A 16,461-nucleotide genomic window follows, 5' to 3' on the forward strand; every position below is an offset into this window, starting at 1 on the left:
GCTCCCGCTCTTCCGTGCGCCCATCTACTACATCGCCGAGGACACCGGGGTGAGCGGGGGTACGGGCACCGGGCGCCGCGGCCGCAGCGCCCGGTAGGCGGAGCCGACCAGCACCGTCACGCCGAGGAAGAGCGCGGTGAACCACTGGAAGTACCAGTGGCCGCCCGCCGGGTCGTAGACCGCGGCGCGCGGCCAGGCCAGGTTGACGGCCATGAAGAGGCCGTAGACCAGGGCCAGCGCATTGACCGGCAGGCCCCACCTGCCCAGCGAGAACAAGGGGGCACCGGTCTCGTCCGTACCGGCGCCCGCGTCCCAGCCGCCGCGCAGCCTGCGCACCAGCATCGGCCCGGTCACCATCGCGTACGCGAGGTAGAGCATCGCGATGCACGTGGTGCCGATCGCGAGGAAGGCCTCCGGCGAAGCCAGATTCAGCAGGCAGAGGCAAGCGGCGGCAACGCCCACCACCAGCGCGGGAGCGTGCGGCATGCCGGTCCGTGGGGAGACCTTGGCCAGGGTGCGGGAGGCGGGCAGCACGCCGTCGCGCGCCATGGAGAACAGCATGCGGGTCGCGGAGGTCTGGATGGCGAGCGTCGCCACGGCGATGGCCACGGCCACGTCCACCAGCAGCGACTTGCCCACCCCGCTCCCGAGGTTGCTGGTCAGTACGTACGAAAGACCTTCGCCGGCCAGCCGCCCGTCGGTCAGGCTCGGTGCGGCGAGCAAGCCGCCCAGTACCAGCAGGGTGGCCAGGACGCCGGCCGCGAGCAGCGAGGTGAGGATGGTGCGCGGGGCGGTCCGGCGCGGATGATGGGTCTCCTCGCTCATCTCCCCCGCGCTGTCGAAGCCGATCAGGACGTATGCGGCAGCGAACCCGCCCACCAGCAGGGCACCCAGCGCGCCGCCGTTGCCCCCGGTGTGGAGGGTGACGCCCGCGCCGCGCTCGGAGTGGGTGAGGAGCAGCAGCACGATGAGGACCGCGCCGACGATCTCGGCGGTGACCCCGATCCGGTTGACGGCCGACAGCACCTTGTTGTCCAACACGTTGACGACCGTCGTCATGACAAGGAGGAGGACGGCGAGGATCGCGGCATTGGCCGCTCCGCTGGAGGTGGTGGGCGCCGGATCACCTCCGAGGATCTGGAAGCCGGACCAGACGGCGGGGAGCACCACCTGCAGCGCGAGCGCGGCGGCGGCGACCACCACGACCTGTCCGATGACCATGATCCAGCCGGCGTACCAGCCGAAGGCGGGGCGGCTCAGCCGGGTGGACCACTGGTAGATGGCGCCGGAGAGCGGGTAACGCGCGGCGAGTTCGGCGAAGCAGGCCGCCACCAGCAGCTGACCGACCAGCACGACGGGCCAGGTCCAGAAGAAGGCCCCGCCGCCCACGGCATACCCGAAGGCGAAGAACTGGAAGACGGTGGTGAGAACGGAGATGAAGGAGAATCCGGCGGCGAAGGACGCGTAGCGCCCCAGGTTGCGATGCAACTCCTGACGGTAGCCGAAGCCGGCGAGTGCCGCGGGTTCGCTTCCCTGGACGGCGGCGTCCGGGTGCGATGACGGCGAGGGTGGAGCGGTGGCGGTCATGGAGCAGCCCCCAGTCACTGGTTCCTGTCGGATGACAGAAATTAGGAGCGGGCTGTTTCGACGGCATGTCGTAGCCGTGTCCGTGCCGGGCCCAAGTCCTCACCGCAGCACCGGCGGGTGCGACTCAGGCGATACCCCACGAACCTCTGCAATCTGCTGAACCCCGAACGCATCCTCGTCGGAGGCGAGTTGTCCCGGGCCGGCGAGGTACTCCTGACGCCCATGCGTACGGCGAACCGCCGGTACGCGCTGTCGCTGGTGCGGGAGGTGGACGTAGTACCGGCGGAGTTGGAGCTCGGTTCGCGAGTCGGCGCACTCGGCGGCGCCGCGCTCGTCCTCAGTGAGACGCCGGACCTGGCCGCCGTGCTCGACCGGGCCACGGTGAACGGGGCAACCGCGTGAGCGACCGGGACACCGACCCGCCGCCGGTGGTGTGACAGTGAGCGCTTTCTCGACTGTTCTTCTGTGATTGCTTCTGTTCTATAGTGCGGGGCGACGGAGGCGCGCAACCCCTCCACCAGTGTCCGGCCGACAGGAGTAGATGCACATGGCGGATCAGGGAGGCTTGCTCGCGCAGCAGCGTCGCGCGCTGATCCTGGAGTCGGTGCGCCGGGACGGCGCGGTCCGGGTCACCCAGCTCGTCGGACAGCTCGGGGTCTCGGACATGACCATCCGCCGGGACCTGGACGCCCTGTCGAGCGGCGGGTTCCTGGAGAAGGTGCACGGCGGGGCCGTTTCGGTCAGTACGAGCCTCTACGAGCCCGGTTTCGAGGCGAAGTCCACCCGCGAAGCGACGGCGAAGGCCGCGATCGCGGACGCGGCTGCGGCGCGTGTCGAGCCGGGCAGCGTGGTCGCCATCGGCGCCGGCACGACGGCGCATGCGGTGGCCACCCGGCTGGTGGACGTCCCGAGTCTGACCGTGGTGACCAATTCGCTGCCGGTGGCCGAGGTCTTCCAGGCCGCGGCCCGGGAGGGCGGCGGGACGACCGCTGCGACGCTGCTGCTCACCGGCGGTTCCCCCACCCCGTCCGCGGCGCTGGTCGGACCGCTGGCCGACCTGGTCATCGGCTCGCTCCATGTGGACCTGTTGATACTGGGCACCCATGGCGCGTCCGAGGCGGCCGGGCTCACCAGCCCCAACCTCGCCGAGGCCCGGACCAACCGGGCGCTGGTCGCCGCGGCCCGACGGGTCGTGGTGGTGGCGGACCACACCAAATGGGGCGTCGTCGGCCTCAGCGGCTTCTGCCCGCTGGCCGACATCAACTGGTTCATCACGGACGACCGGCTGCCGGCCCAGGCGTCCGCCGTGCTCGCGGAGACGGTGGGCGAACTGACCATTGCCGGCGCACAGGGCAACTGATCCGACAGCGGACAGTCGAAAATCAACATACTCCAACGCCGCAGTCGGCCCCCGGCCCGCGCACCGGACCGGGGAAAGCCGACGCCGACCGCGCCCGTCGAGCCGTCCGCACCGGCAACCGAGGACGTCTCACTCCCTTGTGAGCTGCGGGAAGTTGGCGTTCCCTGTGACCACTCGCCCGAGCCCGGCCCGTGCGTGCGCGTCGCGCCGGATCGGCCGAGAGCACCGCTCACGGCGATCGCGGGGACGAAGCGGACAACTGGCGGCCAACCCACCACCTCGTTCGACATCACGGTCCGGCAACGCATCCTCTGTAGAGCGTTGACGGTCCCAACCATGTGGCGTAGAACTACCCCAGCGGTCGAGATACGTTTCATCTTGGTGACTTCTGTTGGAAATCGATAGTTGCTACAGGGCCCCTCCAGGAACTTCCACACCGTTGTCGCTCCACCTCTCGTCCTCTAGAACGCCCACACACACATGGAGGCACCATGTCGGACGTCGATTCGTCGGGATCCAGCCGAGACGTCGGGACGTCACCGACTCGCAGGAACGTACTGAGGGGCATAGCCGGCGCCGCCGGCCTGGCTGTCGTCTCCGGCGGCCTGCTGACCGCCTGTGACAGCTCGTCCTCGCCCAAGAGTTCCAGCAACGGGAAGAAGGGCGGACCGATCACCTTCGGTTCGAACTACTCGGACCCCGCGGCGAAGACCGCTTTCGCCGCGCTGTGCACGGCGGCAACCGCGTCGACCAAGTCGAAGATCAAGATCAACACGGTCGACCACAACTCCTTCCAGGAGAACATCACCAGCTACCTGCAGGGCACACCGAACGACCTGTTCTCCTGGTTCGCCGGCTACCGCATGCAGTACTTCGCCGCGCAGGGCCTCGCCCAGCCGCTGGACGACGTGTGGGACAAGATCGGCTCCAATTTCGGCCCGGCCGCCAAGAAACTCTCCACCGGGCTCGACGGCCACCAGTACCTGGTCCCGCTGTACAACTACCCGTGGGTGGTCCACTACAACAAGAGCCACTTCGCCGCCAAGGGCTACCAGGTCCCGACCACCTGGGACGAGTACAAGGCGCTGTGCAAGAAGATGAAGGGCGACGGGATCACGCCCATCGCCTTCGCCGACAAGGACGGCTGGCCCGCGCTGGGGACGTTCGACATCCTCAACATGCGTATCAACGGCTACGACTACCACGCGAAGCTGATGAAGCACGAGATCCCGTGGACGGACAAGGGCGTCACCACGGTCTTCGAGCACTGGGCCGAGATCCTGCCCTACATGCAGTCCGGCGCCAACGGACGCATCTGGCAGGACGCGGCCAAGACCCTGGAGTCCAAGAAGGCCGGGATGATGTTCCAGGGCACCAACCAGGTCGCGGCACAGTACGTCACGGACAAGGCGAACCTCGACGACCTGGACTTCTTCACCTTCCCGGCGATCAACCCGACGTACGGCCAGGACTACATGGACGCGCCCACCGACGGGTTCATGCTGAGCAAGAAGGCGAAGAACACCGTCGCCGCCAAGGCCGTCCTGGAGTACATCGGAACGGGTGCGGCGGAGGCCACCTACCTGAAGACCGACCAGTGGGACGTGGGTCTGGCCACCGGGCTGCAGGTGCCGACTTACAACGCCATCCAGAAGAAGTCGGTCGCCGAGATCGCCAAGTGCAAGGCGGTCGGTCAGTTCATGGACCGCGACGCCGACCCGGCGATGGCCACAGCGATGATCTCGATCATCCAGAAGTTCATCGGCGACTCCAGCACCAGCAACATCGCCAAGCTGCAGAAGAGCGCCGAATCGCAGGCAAAGGCGATCTACAGCTGATGAGTTCGCAGACTCGCGTGCACGCTCCGGCGGCGCCGGCCACGACCGAAGTACCGGTCCGCCGTCGCCGCCGGGGTGTGCGCAGAATGTCCCGACGCGACCGCATAGTGGTCACCCTGCTGCTCGGCATCCCGCTGCTGATCGACATCGCGTTCGTCTGGGTTCCGGCCCTGGGCACCGTCCTGCTGTCGTTCTTCAAGTGGAACGGCGTGGGGAGTCTGAGCACCAAGACCTGTCAGCCCAATCTGCCGTCCATCCTCAACAACGGGTGCGTGGACGGCATCCAGAACTTCCACCAGGCGGCCACGAACTATCCGTCCTTCTGGCCGGCCGTCTGGCACAACCTGATCTGGCTCGGTGTCTTCGTCTTCATCGCGACACCGCTCGGCATGCTGTTCGCGGTCGTGATCGACCGCGGCATCAAGGGCAGCCGGATGTATCAGAGCATCCTGTTCCTGCCGGTCATGCTGTCCCTCGCGCTGGTCGGCATCATCTGGGAGTTCATGTACTCGCAGAACCTCGGGCTGATCAACACCGTCATCGGACGCAACGGCAGCAACAACGCCATCGACTGGCTCGGTGACCCGCACCTCAACCTGTGGGCCGTGCTGGTCGAAGCGACCTGGCGGCAGTCCGGCTATGTGATGGTGCTCTATCTGGCCGGTCTCAAGGCGGTCGACCCCACGCTCCGGGAGGCCGCTCGGGTCGACGGGGCCAATGCCTGGGACACCTTCTGGCGCGTGATCTTCCCCGTGATGCGGCCGATCAACATCGTCATCATGGTCGTCACCGTCATCGAATCGCTGCGCGCCTTCGACCTGGTGTACATCACCAACAAGGGAATCAACGGCCTGGAACTGCTCTCGGTACTGGTCACGTCGAACATCGTCGGCGAGACCCAACGCGTGGGCTTCGGCTCCGCGCTCGGCGTGGTGCTGCTGGTGATCTCGCTGGTGCCGATCTGCATCTTCCTGTACCAGACGTTCCGCCGTGAGGAAACGCGATGACCACCGACACCCTGCCGCCCCCGCTTCAGGCTCAGCCGGCCGCCCAGGGCCGCAAGAAGCCGCGGCCCTGGGGCCAGATCGCGTCCCAGCTGTTCCTGATCAGCGCCTCGGTCATGTGGCTGCTGCCGATCGCCTTCGCCCTGTACGTCGCGATCCGGCCGTACGAGGACACCACGAAGTACGGCTATGTCTCGCTGCCCCACCATCTGACGCTGAAGAACTTCAGCGATGCGTGGGTCCAGTCGGACATGCTGCACTTCTTCCTGAACTCGGTGCTGATCACTCTGCCGGCCGTCGTCATCGTGCTGGCGCTGGCCTCGGGGGTGGCCTTTGTGCTGACCCGTGTCAACGTCAAGATCAACGTGGTGCTGCTGATCGTTTTCACGGCCGGCAACCTGCTGCCCCAGCAGGTGATCATCACTCCGCTGTACCGCATCTTCCTGAAGCTTCCGCTGCCGTCGTTCCTCAGCGGCAGCGGGCTGATGTACAACTCGATCACCGGACTGATCGTCATCAACGTGGCGTTCCAGCTGGGCTTCTGCGTCTTCGTGCTGAGCAACTACATGAAGTCGGTCCCGGAGGAGATGTACGAGGCGGCCATGGTCGACGGAGCGAGCCTGTGGGTCCGCTTCTGGAAGCTGACCCTGCCGTTGTGCCGACCGGCCCTGGCCGCGCTGGCCACCCTGCTGACCACGTGGATCTACAACGACTTCTTCTGGGCCATCACCTTGATGTCGTCCGGCGACAAACGCCCGGTCACCTCGGCACTGGCCAACCTGCAGGGCCAGTTCGTCAGCAATCAGAACCTGATCGCGGCGGCCGCGATGATCGCCGCCGTGCCCACTCTGATCGTTTACATCCTGTTGCAGAAGCAGTTCATCGCGGGCCTCTCGCTCGGATCCAGCAAGGGCTGACAACCCGGATCGTCTTCGTCCGCGTCGACATCGCGGCTGCGGGGCCACCCACACCCGGGGTGGCCCCGCACGGCGTGGTCACCGTTTGCGGGCCACACCCGCGTAGAGGGAGACCGCGGCGTCGGTCGCACCGGACAGGGTCTCGCCGTCCGGCTGCCAGCGATGGGGGACTTCGAGCCCCGGTTCGACGAATTCGAGGCCGTCGAAGAAGCCGAGTACTTCTTTGCGGGACCGGACCTGGATCTCGATACCGCCGGCTCGGTAGACATCGAGGATCTTCTCCCAGGCCTCCGGGTCGAAGTCGGGGGTGCAGTGGGACATCATCAGATAGCTGCCCGGGGCAAGGGCGTCAACAAGGTGCTGCACGATCTCATAGGGTCGGCGCTCGTCGGGGACGAAGTGGAGCAGGGCGTTGAGGGACAGGGCGACCGGCCGGCTCAAATCAAGCGTCTGGTGGAGCAGTTCGGCCGAGGTGATCGTCTCCGGCTCCCGCACGTCGGCCTGGATGTAGGCCGTACGGCCTTCGGGCTTGCTCCGCATCAGCGCCTGGGCGTGCCGCAGTACCACGGGGTCGTAGTCGACGTAGACGACCCTGGACTCCGGGTGGGTCTCCTGCGCGATCTGGTGCAGGTTCGGCTGGGTGGGGATGCCGGTTCCCACGTCGAGGAACTGCCGTACGTCGGTGTGGGCGGTGATCCAGCGGGTCGCCCGGTGCATGAACTGCCGGTTGGTCCTGGCGCAGATCTTGATCGAGGGGAAGACGGCCAGTACCTGGGCCGCGGCTTCCTGATCGACCTCGTAATGGTCCTTGCCGTCGAGGTAGTAGTCGTACATGCGGGCACTGTGCGGTTTCGTGGTGTCGATCGGATCGGCGTCGTGACCGGTACCGGCCATGCCAGGTCTCCAGTTCCTCGTGGGGTCGGGGCCGCTTCGGGAGAATTCAGGCGTCCAGCAGGTAGTCCGCCTGACCGGCCTTGGCACCTGCGATGAACGCGGCGAGCTCGTCGCGGGTGTAGATCAGCGCCGCACCCGAGGGATCGGTGGACTGCCGGAGCGCGATCATGCCGCCGGGAAGCCGCTTGGCCTCCACACAGTTGCCGCCGTTCGTCCCGCTCCAGGGCTTCTCCCAGCCGTCGACTCCGAGCGAGGTGGCGGAAATGCCATTGGCCGGGGCGGCGTTGCTGTGGACGGTGTTGGTCGGCAGGGCATTGGGTGAGTGGTTCATGTGCTGTCCTTGCATGCGTCTTCCAGAATTTTGCGGGTTTCTTCGACTGTCCTCGCCTGGGTGGACAGGCGGTCCAGCGCCTCCAGATGCGCGGAGACGTAGGGCCGCTGGTCCTGGTAGGCGGCGCCGCTCAGAGACTCCGTGTAGACGATGTCCGGCAGTTCGGGCATCTCGAAGCGGAACAGAGTGAAGGGGCCGAACGCTCCGATGTGCGGGCCCATTTCGAAGGGCAGGATCTGCAGCGTGACGTTGAACAGCCTCGTCGCCTGGAACAGCCGCTCGATCTGGCCGCGCATCACCTGTCGGCCACCGACCGGCCGATGGAGCACGGCTTCTTCGAACAGCACCCACAGTGCAGGGGCGTTCGGCTGCTCCAGCAGCTCCTGACGTTTGAGACGGAGAGCGACGCGCCGCTCCAGCTCGCCGTCGGCGTCACGCCCCACGCCCGCGCCGAGTACCGCCCGGGCGTAATCCTCGGTCTGCAGGAGACCCGGCACATAGTGCGGTTCATAGGTGCGGATCAGGGTGGCTTCGTCCTCCAGGCTGACGTAGACGCTGAACCAGTCGGGCAGGGCGTCGCGGTAGTCGTGCCACCAGCCGGGTTTGTTGGCGTCCCGGGCCAGTGAGACGAATTCGGCGATTTCCCTGGCCGGTACGGCGTAGTGCTCCAGCAGTTGCCGGACGTACGGGAGCTTCAGACCGACTTCGGCCTTCTCCATGCGCCTGATGGTCACCGGTGTGACATCGATGGCCTTCGCGGCCGCGTCGAAGGTCACCCCGGCTGCTTCACGCAGTGCTCCCAACCGCTTGCTCAGAACGATGCGCAGGACGGTCGGCGCGGTGCCCGCTTTCGCTTCGCTCACGTATTCGCTCCCTCCTGACTGATCATCACGAGCCGTAGTGTGCCAGGCGATTGGTGCGAGAGACAGATGGGTGAGGGCAATCTGAAATTATCAGGTTGCCGGTTGCGATGTGACGGCGTCAGCGAGCATAGTGAACCTCGTGACTCACAGCGCTGATGTCAGAAGTCAGGGACAACTTCCGTTACACACAGGAAGTTTGCACACGGACCAGCGGCGGATCGAACGCATGCACGTGTTCACCGTCCCCGCGTCTCCGGACTCCGTGGCGGATGCCAGGCGCCGCACTCGTGACCGTCTGCGACTGTGGGGACTTGCCGAGGACACGTGCGATCTCACCGTGCTCATCGTCTCCGAACTCGTCACCAACGCGGTGCGTCACACCGCCAGCACCGCCGTGCTGTGCCAGTTACGCAACAGCACCGAGGGACTGGTGCATGTCGAGGTTCAGGATGAGGGCACCTGCGGTCCCAAGCCCCGGAAACTCGTACCCGGTCCCGATGCGGAAAGCGGACGCGGGCTGCTGCTCGTGGACGCCCTGACCTCGGACTGGGGCATCAGAACCGCGGATCCGGCTGCGGGCCGCACCGTTTGGGCGACGCTCCCCGCCATGGCATGAAGGGCCGGGAACCGCGATGCAGAGCTTGACGGAACCGACGACCGATCCGGGAGATGACGCGTCGTGAGCAGTGCCCCTTCGACCGTGCCGCCGATGGGCATCAGTCTGTTGCCGGCCCCCGACGCGCACGATTACGCCGCCTACGCCGAAGCCCTGGAGGATCCCGGGCTGCTGGCAGGAGCCGTCGCGGTCAAGGTGTTCCGGATCCCGCTGCTGGCCGTCCCGGTCGGCGGCTCCCGGCGGGGCGGCTGTCTGGTCGTCGGCACGAACTGCCGCACCGCCCTGGCCATCTGTGACGCGCTCGCCGGCTGGACCGGATTCCCGGACGTGCGGGTCATGGAGTCCCGCCGCAAGTGGGTGGTGGCCTGGGGCGAGAGCGAACCCGAGCCGGGCTGGGACCTGGTGCACCCCGACCGGCTGCGCTTCTACGGCTATGCCCCCGCCGCGGTCGCCCGGCGGGCCGCCGTCGGAGCCTGACGGCGCATCGGGCGGGTGCCGCCGTGCAAGACTCGGTCGAGCGGCATCAGCCACGGGAAGAAGTCAGCCGCGCGAAGACGACGATGTTCCCGTCGTAGCCGGTCGATGTCGCGTAGGCACCGCCACAGGTGATGACCCGGAGTTCGGGTCGGCCGGTGCCGCCGTAGACCTGCTGGGCGGGAAACCCCTTCTTCATGAAGGTCCTGACGCGGTAGACGTCGAACACGGCGGTGCGGCCGTCCGCTCGCCGTACGTCGATGTGCGCGCCAATCCGCAGTTCGCCCAGACGGAAGAAGACCGCGGGGCCGGACAGATTGTCCACATGACCGACGACGACCGCGGTGCCGCGCTCCCCCGGCGTGACCGAGCCGGTGTACCAGCCGGCCAGATTCTTGTTCTCCGGTGGTGGCGCGTCGATCCAGCCTTCCTTGTCCCGACCCACTTCGGCGACCGGTGCGTCGACGCCGATGGCGGGAATGAGCACCCGCCCGGGGCGTGAGGCCGGCAGCGCGGTGACCGATGCCGGCGTCGGGTCGGCGACCACGCCGTCCGCGACGGACGCGGCCTCCGGCTGCGGGGGACCCGAGCCCTCGGCGCCGGTACGCACCAGGGCGACCCCGGCCAGCAGCACGAGCGCCACGGCGCCCCAGTGGGATCGCGTCCGGGAGCGGGCACGGTGGCGGTCACCGTGGTGCGGGACGCCGGGGCATGCCGCGCCCCGCCCTGCCCGCACGGCCGGGGCGGGCGCGCCGCTGCGCGTACGGCTCAGGTCCGGTCCCGGAGGGCGCGGCGGCGCAGGTGGAGCACCCCGCCGAGGGCAGCGGCGATGAGTACGCCGCCGGCTACCAGCTCGGACGGGTTGGTGCCGGTGATCGAGCCGCCCAGACCCGCGTTGACACCCTTGTCGGCCGCGCCTGCCCCCTCCGGCCTACCGGTCTGGTTCCCCCAGCCCGTCTCATCGCCCTGGCCGTACTGGTCCGGCTTACCGGTCTCGTCGCCCTGGCCGTACTGGTCCGGCTTACCGGTCTCGTCGCCCTTGCCGTACTGGTCCGGCTTACCGGTCTCGTCGCCCTTGCCGTGCTGATCCGGCTTACCGGTCTCGTCGCCCTTGCCGGTGGTGACCGTCAGCGGGGTGGTGCCCGTTTCACCGTCGCAGTCGAAGGTGATGTCGTACGGGACGCCCGGCTTGGCCTCCGGGTCGACCACCGTCTTCGCCGGCTTGCCCTTCTTGACGGTGACGGTGTCGAAGACCCCGGAGGTGACAGTGACGCCGGGGGCGTCACAGCCGGTCACGGTCAGAGTGACCGTGCCGCCGGGCGCGACCGAGGCCGGTGTCGCCGTGTATCCGAAGGAAGTGATGCCGCTGTCGTCGCCGGCGGTCGCAGCCGGGGCGGCCAGCGATATCGCGGCAACGCTCAGCAGGGCGGCGGAACCGATACTCGTCCAGCGCATGGGTGTACCTTCCAGCAGAAAATTGCGGCATTTATTGGCACTTAGCAATAAATGCACGTCCTTGCTGGGCAGGCTAGGCCGGTAGTGATCACCTCGCGAGCCCGGTCACCCGAACGAGTCGCCCGCTTGCGCCGAATCGACGGCGCCTCCCCCTGCGGACGACCGTGCGACGGGACATACCCGGGCACGTTCGCCGTGGGCGAGGAACGCTCCGGTGCGGTGCCCGAGATGCGGGCAACCGCGCCCCTTCCTACCTTGGCTGAATGATCATCAGACCCATCGTACGAAGTCTCTGTGCGGGCGCCATGGTGTTGGCCGCGAGCATCGTCTTCATCGCTCCCGGCGTCGCGTCCCCACCACCGGACCAGCACCGTGCGCCCCGCGCCCCCGCTCTGCCCGAGGGTCTGTCCGCCCTGTCCTGGGTGGTCGCCGACGCCACCACGGGCGATGTCCTGGCGTCCAGGGCGCCTCATATGCACCTGCCCCCGGCCAGCACGCTCAAGACCCTCTTCGCGCTCACCGTGCTGCCCAAGTTGCCTGCGGAGAAGCTGCACACCGTGGTGCCCGCGGATCTGGCCGGCCTCGGCGCGGGGAGCAGTCAGGTCGGTGTCGAGGAGGGAAGCGCCTACCGGGTGGCGGATCTGTGGCGCGGGGTATTCCTCCGTTCGGGTGGCGACGCGGTGCATGTGCTGGCCGCCATGAACGGGGGTGTGCAGAAGACCATCGCCGATATGCGGCAACGCGCCGCGCAGTTGGGAGCCGACGACACCCGGGTCATGTCCCCGGACGGCTACGACGCCCCGGGACAGTATTCCTCCGCCTACGATCTCGCCCTGTTCGGCCGGGCGGGCCTGGCCGACCCGGCGTTCGCCCAGTACTGCTCGACCGCCGTCGCGTCGTTTCCCGGCGGCGTGGAGAGCGATGGCCGGGTGGGCTCCTCCTTCGAGATCCAGAACACCAACCGGCTGCTGACCGGCACCAAGGACGTCGACCCCTATCCGGGTCTCATCGGGATCAAGAACGGATACACCACGCTGGCCGGCAACACGCTGATCGCTGCTGCCCACCGCGGGAACCGCACCCTGATCGTGACGGTCATGAACCCCCAGGCGGGTTCCGTGTACGAGGAGGCACGTTCGCTCCTCGACTGGGGTTTTGCCGCCGACGACAAGGTGCAGCCGGTGGGAGCGCTGCGACCCGCCGGGGTGAATCCCGCTGTACTGCATCCGGCGAACGCGAAGCCGACAGCGGAAGCGGCACCGCAGCCCGCCCAGGCGCCGCCGGTCGGCGGCACGTCGCACAGCGGGGCCCGCGAAGGGTTCATGTCACCGATCAATCTCGCAGCAGTCGGGGCTCTGCTCATCTCGTTGGTCGGCTCTCTGTGGCTGCTCCGCCGACGGATGCGACGCTGACGGACGGGACGCTGACGGACAGAACGCCGGCCGGACACGCCGCTGACGGATGTCCGTTCGCACGCCGGTCAGGAGATGCGGGTGCCGCTCGCCAGCAGCAGCGCCACGTCCACCACGGTCACCGCCACGGCCGCAGCGAACGCCGTACGCTCCCAGCGTCGCCCCAGCACACTTCCCGCCGCCGCGATCCCCACCGCGCTCCCGAGCGCCATGACGCCCCGGGCGCCCGGCGGACCGTCGGGACCGAGCACCAGAACGGCGGAGGCGGCCGCCAGCGGTACCGGCAGCAGCAGCCGGGCACCGTCAGGGCCCAGCCGCTGCGGCCAGCCGCGCACACCGGTGCGCAGATCGGCGCGGATGTCGGGCAGTACATCGCCCAGGTGTGCACCGACTCCCAGCAGCGCCCCCGCGGTGACGATCCACCAGGCCGGCGCCGGCGCCCCCGGGGAACCGAGGGCGACGAAGGCCGGCAGACTGGCGAAGCCCAGCGCGTAGGGCAGCCAGGACCAGACGGTCGCCTTGAGCCGGAGGTCGTACGCCCACGCACCCGCGACGCCGGTCAGGTGGACCGCGCCCGCCCACGGACCGCAGCCGAACGACAGCGGCACACACAGCGCCAGCGCCAGGAACGCGGCGGTCCACACCGTACGCACACCGACCGCGCCATCGACGACCGGCTTGCCGCGGCGGCCGGCCGCGATGTCCCTGCGGGCGTCGACCGCGTCGTTGCACCAACCGACGGACAACTGGCCGGTGAGCACCGCGGCGACGGTCAGCACGCTGCGTGGGCCGCTCTGTCCCGCGGTGACGGAGAGACCGGCCATCAGTGCGGTGACCGCCAGCACGGGACCGGGATGGCACGACCCGGCCAGTCCGGCCACCGCGGCGCCCCATCGCGCGGTCGGCTCGTCGGGTACTGACTGTTCGGGCGCCGGCTGCTCGGGAGTTCCCACCCGGCGATCGTAGGGCCCGGGATGAGCTCGGGCGGTACCGTTCAGGGTGTCGGGGCGCTCACCGGGGGCAGGGATGCTGGAATGCAGAGGGGGAGCCCATCCCCCAGGCGGGAGAGCAGATGACCCGGATCGCAGCCGTCCACGGTGTCCTCGCACCACATCGACACACGCAGAGCGAGATCACCGACATGGTGGCCCGTGTCTGCCTGCCCGAGGGTGCTGACCGGCGGGTTCTCGACCGGCTGCATCGGAGCGCGAAGGTCCGCTCGCGTCACATGACGCTGCCGCTCGAGCAGTACGAACGGCTGGACGGATTCGGCGCCGCAAACGACGCGTTCATCGCGGGCGCCACCGAGCTCGGTGCCAGGGCCGTGCGGGGCGCGTTGCACGCGGCGGGCCTGCCGGCCACCGATGTGGATCTGTTGGTCTTCACCTCGGTCACCGGTATCGCGACCCCCTCGATCGACGCCCGGCTCGCCGGACGCCTCGGGCTCCGCACCGATGTCAGACGGCTACCGCTCTTCGGCCTGGGCTGCGCCGGTGGCGCGGCCGGTCTGGCCCGGGTGCACGACTATCTGCTCGGCAGGCCGGACCAGGTGGCGGTGCTGCTCTCGGTGGAGCTGTGTTCGCTCACGTTCCAGCGCCGGGACGCCTCGATGGCGAATCTGATCGCCACCGCCCTCTTCGGGGACGGGGCGGCCGCCGTCGTCGTCCGCGGCGCCGACCGCCCCGCCCCGGTGCCCGGGCCGACGATCGTGGACACCCGCAGCCGGTTGTACCCCGACACCGAGCGGATCATGGGCTGGGACATCGGAAGTTCCGGCTTCCAGGTCGTTCTGGACGCCTCCGTCCCCGATGTGGTGCGGGGTCACCTCGCAGCGGACGTAGAGGCGTTCCTCAGCGAGCACGGTCTGAAGACCAAGGATGTGGCAGCCTGGGTCTGTCACCCGGGCGGTCCCAAGGTGCTCGATGCGGTGACCGAAGCGCTCGAACTGCCCGACGGCGCACTGGACGTCACCTGGCGCCACCTGGCCGACGTGGGCAATCTGTCCTCGTCGTCCGTGCTCCATGTGCTGCGCGACACGCTGGCGGAGCGCCGCCCGCCGCCGGGCACCCCGGGGCTGTTGCTTGCCATGGGGCCGGGCTTTTGCTGCGAACTGGTGCTGCTGCGCTGGTAGGTCGGAGGAGCGCATGATGTGGTACGTACTGCTGGTGGCCGTAGTCGCGGCCGAGCGGATCGCCGAACTCGTCGTCGCCCGGCGCAATGAGCGGTGGAGCATGGCACGCGGGGCGACGGTGGCGGGCCAGGGCCACTATCCGCTGATGGTCGCCCTGCACACCGGTCTGCTGGCGGCCTGTGTGGCCGAGGCATGGCTCGGCGGCCGGCCGTTCCTGCCTGAGCTGGGTTGGCCGATGGTGGCCGTGCTGGTCTGCGCCCAGGGGCTGCGCTGGTGGTGCATCGGCGCCCTCGGCCCGCGCTGGAACACCCGGGTGATCGTCGTCCCGGGGCTGCCGCTGGTGCAGGGCGGCCCCTATCGGTGGCTGCGGCATCCCAACTACGTCGCCGTGGTCGCCGAGGGGGTCGCCCTCCCCCTCGTGCACACCGCGTGGGTGACCGCGGTCGCGTTCACGGTGCTCAACGCGGCGCTGCTGACCGTCCGTATCCGCTGCGAGAACCAGGCACTGACCGCCGCGATGGCGCCGGAGTTCGCCACCGACAGGGACCTGACCGCGTGATCGATGTGCTGGTGGCGGGTGGTGGTCCGGCCGGACTGGCCACGGCGATCCGGGCCGCCCTGGCGGGGCTCGAGTCGGTGGTGGTCGAGCCACGGGATGCGCCCGTCGACAAGGCCTGCGGGGAAGGCGTGATGCCGACGGGGGTCGCCGCGCTGCGGGCCCTGGGGGTCGGCGTGCAGGGACGGGAGTTGCAGGGCATTCGCTACCTGGACCGGGAGCACCGTGCCGAGGCCCGGTTCCGTGAGGGGACGGGGCTCGGTGTACGGCGTACGGTGCTGCACACCGCCCTGCACCGGCGCGCCCGCGAAGTCGGCGTACGGATCATCGACGGCAGGATCGGCGGGGTGCGCCAGGACGCGCACAGCGTCACCGCGGGCGGCCTCACGGCCCGTTGGCTGATCGCCGCCGACGGGCTCCACTCGCCGTTGCGCCGCCGCCTGGGCCTCGACCTCCCTGCCCGAGGTCCGGGCAGGTACGGGCTGCGCCGCCACTACCAGTGCACACCGTGGACCGATCTCGTGGAGGTGCACTGGTCCCGGAACGGCGAGGCATATGTGACCCCGGTCGGCCACGATCTGGTGGGAGTAGCCGTCCTCAGCCACAGCCGTCAGGGCTACGACGCGCATCTGGCCGGCTTTCCCGCCCTCTCGGCCGCACTGCGCGGCCCGTACGCGAGTACGGTGCGCGGCGCCGGGCCGCTGCGCCAGCGGGTACGACGCCGGGTGGCCGGCCGGGTCCTGCTCGTCGGCGACGCCGCCGGCTATGTCGATGCGCTCACCGGCGAGGGGATCGCCCTGGCACTGGCCACGGCCGGCGCCGCGGTGCGCTGCCTGCTGGCCGGACAGCCGCAGGACTACGAACGGGCCTGGACGGCGCTGACCCGGCGCCACCGGCTGCTGACCGGTGCGCTGCTGACAGCGAGCCGCACCCCCGGCACGGCCCGCCTGATCGTGCCGGCCGCCGCACGCATGCCGTCGGTCTTCGCGGCCGCCGTGCACGCGCTGCAGTAACCGACACGGC

At 68.9% G+C, this 16,461-nt stretch carries 18 protein-coding genes; 11 read left to right on the plus strand and 7 right to left on the minus strand.

The window, feature by feature from the left end:
* Positions 1–27 precede the first annotated feature (27 nt).
* Positions 28–1,587 carry an amino acid permease gene (locus AB0M87_RS08280; protein ID WP_365851100.1) on the minus strand — a complete coding sequence of 520 codons (1,560 nt, stop codon included), beginning with the start codon at positions 1,585–1,587 and terminating at the stop codon, positions 28–30.
* Between the two features lie 117 nt (positions 1,588–1,704).
* On the opposite strand from AB0M87_RS08280, the gene AB0M87_RS08285 reads away from it, so the two are divergent.
* The 5 genes from AB0M87_RS08285 to AB0M87_RS08305 all read left to right on the plus strand — a co-directional run bounded on the left by AB0M87_RS08285 (position 1,705) and on the right by AB0M87_RS08305 (position 6,706).
* A complete protein-coding gene (locus AB0M87_RS08285) occupies positions 1,705–1,989 on the plus strand; it encodes an ROK family protein (RefSeq protein WP_365851101.1) in 285 nt (94 codons plus the stop codon).
* A gap of 145 nt (positions 1,990–2,134) precedes the next feature.
* A complete protein-coding gene (locus AB0M87_RS08290; RefSeq protein ID WP_365851102.1) occupies positions 2,135–2,947 on the plus strand; it encodes a DeoR/GlpR family DNA-binding transcription regulator in 813 nt (270 codons plus the stop codon).
* A gap of 491 nt (positions 2,948–3,438) precedes the next feature.
* Positions 3,439–4,785 (plus strand): extracellular solute-binding protein, encoded by a 1,347-nt coding sequence (locus AB0M87_RS08295; protein ID WP_365851103.1) that lies wholly within the window; start codon positions 3,439–3,441, stop codon positions 4,783–4,785.
* Positions 4,786–4,871: 86 nt separating this feature from the next.
* A complete protein-coding gene (locus AB0M87_RS08300) occupies positions 4,872–5,792 on the plus strand; it encodes a sugar ABC transporter permease (RefSeq protein ID WP_365851104.1) in 921 nt (306 codons plus the stop codon).
* Positions 5,789–6,706: a carbohydrate ABC transporter permease gene (locus AB0M87_RS08305; protein WP_365851105.1), complete on the plus strand. Its 918-nt coding sequence runs from the start codon at positions 5,789–5,791 to the stop codon at positions 6,704–6,706. The genes AB0M87_RS08300 and AB0M87_RS08305 overlap by 4 nt, the downstream gene beginning before the upstream one ends.
* 78 nt (positions 6,707–6,784) lie before the next feature.
* Here the strand turns inward: AB0M87_RS08305 and AB0M87_RS08310 are convergent, their stop codons facing one another.
* The 3 genes from AB0M87_RS08310 to AB0M87_RS08320 are packed head-to-tail and all read right to left on the minus strand — an operon-like array spanning position 6,785 to position 8,794.
* Positions 6,785–7,600, minus strand: coding sequence for an SAM-dependent methyltransferase (locus tag AB0M87_RS08310; protein ID WP_365851106.1), 816 nt, complete (start codon positions 7,598–7,600; stop codon positions 6,785–6,787).
* A gap of 46 nt (positions 7,601–7,646) precedes the next feature.
* Entirely contained in the window at positions 7,647–7,931 is a 285-nt protein-coding gene (locus tag AB0M87_RS08315; RefSeq protein WP_365851107.1) for a DUF397 domain-containing protein, read from the minus strand.
* Positions 7,928–8,794, minus strand: coding sequence for a helix-turn-helix transcriptional regulator (locus AB0M87_RS08320; protein ID WP_365851108.1), 867 nt, complete (start codon positions 8,792–8,794; stop codon positions 7,928–7,930). The genes AB0M87_RS08315 and AB0M87_RS08320 overlap by 4 nt, the downstream gene beginning before the upstream one ends.
* Positions 8,795–9,020: 226 nt before the next feature.
* Here AB0M87_RS08320 and AB0M87_RS08325 point away from each other — a divergent pair, with 226 nt between their 5' ends.
* Together AB0M87_RS08325 and AB0M87_RS08330 are read left to right on the plus strand one after the other, a co-directional pair.
* Positions 9,021–9,410 (plus strand): ATP-binding protein, encoded by a 390-nt coding sequence (locus AB0M87_RS08325; protein ID WP_365851109.1) that lies wholly within the window; start codon positions 9,021–9,023, stop codon positions 9,408–9,410.
* Positions 9,411–9,473: 63 nt separating this feature from the next.
* Positions 9,474–9,887 (plus strand): DUF6302 family protein, encoded by a 414-nt coding sequence (locus AB0M87_RS08330; protein WP_365851110.1) that lies wholly within the window; start codon positions 9,474–9,476, stop codon positions 9,885–9,887.
* Between the two features lie 46 nt (positions 9,888–9,933).
* On the opposite strand, the gene AB0M87_RS08335 is transcribed toward AB0M87_RS08330, so the two are convergent.
* Together AB0M87_RS08335 and AB0M87_RS08340 are read right to left on the minus strand one after the other, a co-directional pair.
* Positions 9,934–10,527 carry a class F sortase gene (locus tag AB0M87_RS08335; protein ID WP_365851111.1) on the minus strand — a complete coding sequence of 198 codons (594 nt, stop codon included), beginning with the start codon at positions 10,525–10,527 and terminating at the stop codon, positions 9,934–9,936.
* A gap of 125 nt (positions 10,528–10,652) precedes the next feature.
* On the minus strand, positions 10,653–11,339 hold the full coding sequence (locus tag AB0M87_RS08340; protein WP_365851112.1) for a hypothetical protein: 687 nt from the start codon (positions 11,337–11,339) through the stop codon (positions 10,653–10,655).
* Between the two features lie 263 nt (positions 11,340–11,602).
* Here AB0M87_RS08340 and AB0M87_RS08345 point away from each other — a divergent pair, with 263 nt between their 5' ends.
* The gene (locus AB0M87_RS08345) at positions 11,603–12,751 is read left to right on the plus strand and encodes a D-alanyl-D-alanine carboxypeptidase (RefSeq protein WP_365851113.1); all 1,149 of its coding nucleotides are present in this window, start codon (positions 11,603–11,605) and stop codon (positions 12,749–12,751) included.
* Positions 12,752–12,819: 68 nt separating this feature from the next.
* Here the strand turns inward: AB0M87_RS08345 and AB0M87_RS08350 are convergent, their stop codons facing one another.
* On the minus strand, positions 12,820–13,632 hold the full coding sequence (locus AB0M87_RS08350; RefSeq protein WP_365851465.1) for a UbiA family prenyltransferase: 813 nt from the start codon (positions 13,630–13,632) through the stop codon (positions 12,820–12,822).
* A gap of 191 nt (positions 13,633–13,823) precedes the next feature.
* Here AB0M87_RS08350 and AB0M87_RS08355 point away from each other — a divergent pair, with 191 nt between their 5' ends.
* The 3 genes from AB0M87_RS08355 to AB0M87_RS08365 are packed head-to-tail and all read left to right on the plus strand — an operon-like array spanning position 13,824 to position 16,451.
* Positions 13,824–14,882: a 3-oxoacyl-[acyl-carrier-protein] synthase III C-terminal domain-containing protein gene (locus tag AB0M87_RS08355; RefSeq protein ID WP_365851114.1), complete on the plus strand. Its 1,059-nt coding sequence runs from the start codon at positions 13,824–13,826 to the stop codon at positions 14,880–14,882.
* Positions 14,883–14,895: 13 nt separating this feature from the next.
* Positions 14,896–15,441, plus strand: coding sequence for an isoprenylcysteine carboxyl methyltransferase family protein (locus AB0M87_RS08360; RefSeq protein ID WP_365851115.1), 546 nt, complete (start codon positions 14,896–14,898; stop codon positions 15,439–15,441).
* Positions 15,438–16,451, plus strand: coding sequence for an NAD(P)/FAD-dependent oxidoreductase (locus AB0M87_RS08365; protein WP_365851116.1), 1,014 nt, complete (start codon positions 15,438–15,440; stop codon positions 16,449–16,451). Before AB0M87_RS08360 ends, AB0M87_RS08365 begins: the two co-directional genes overlap by 4 nt.
* Positions 16,452–16,461 lie beyond the last annotated feature (10 nt).

Source organism: Streptomyces sp. NPDC051320 (assembly GCF_040682175.1).
Classification (GTDB): Bacteria; Actinomycetota; Actinomycetes; order Streptomycetales; family Streptomycetaceae; genus Streptomyces.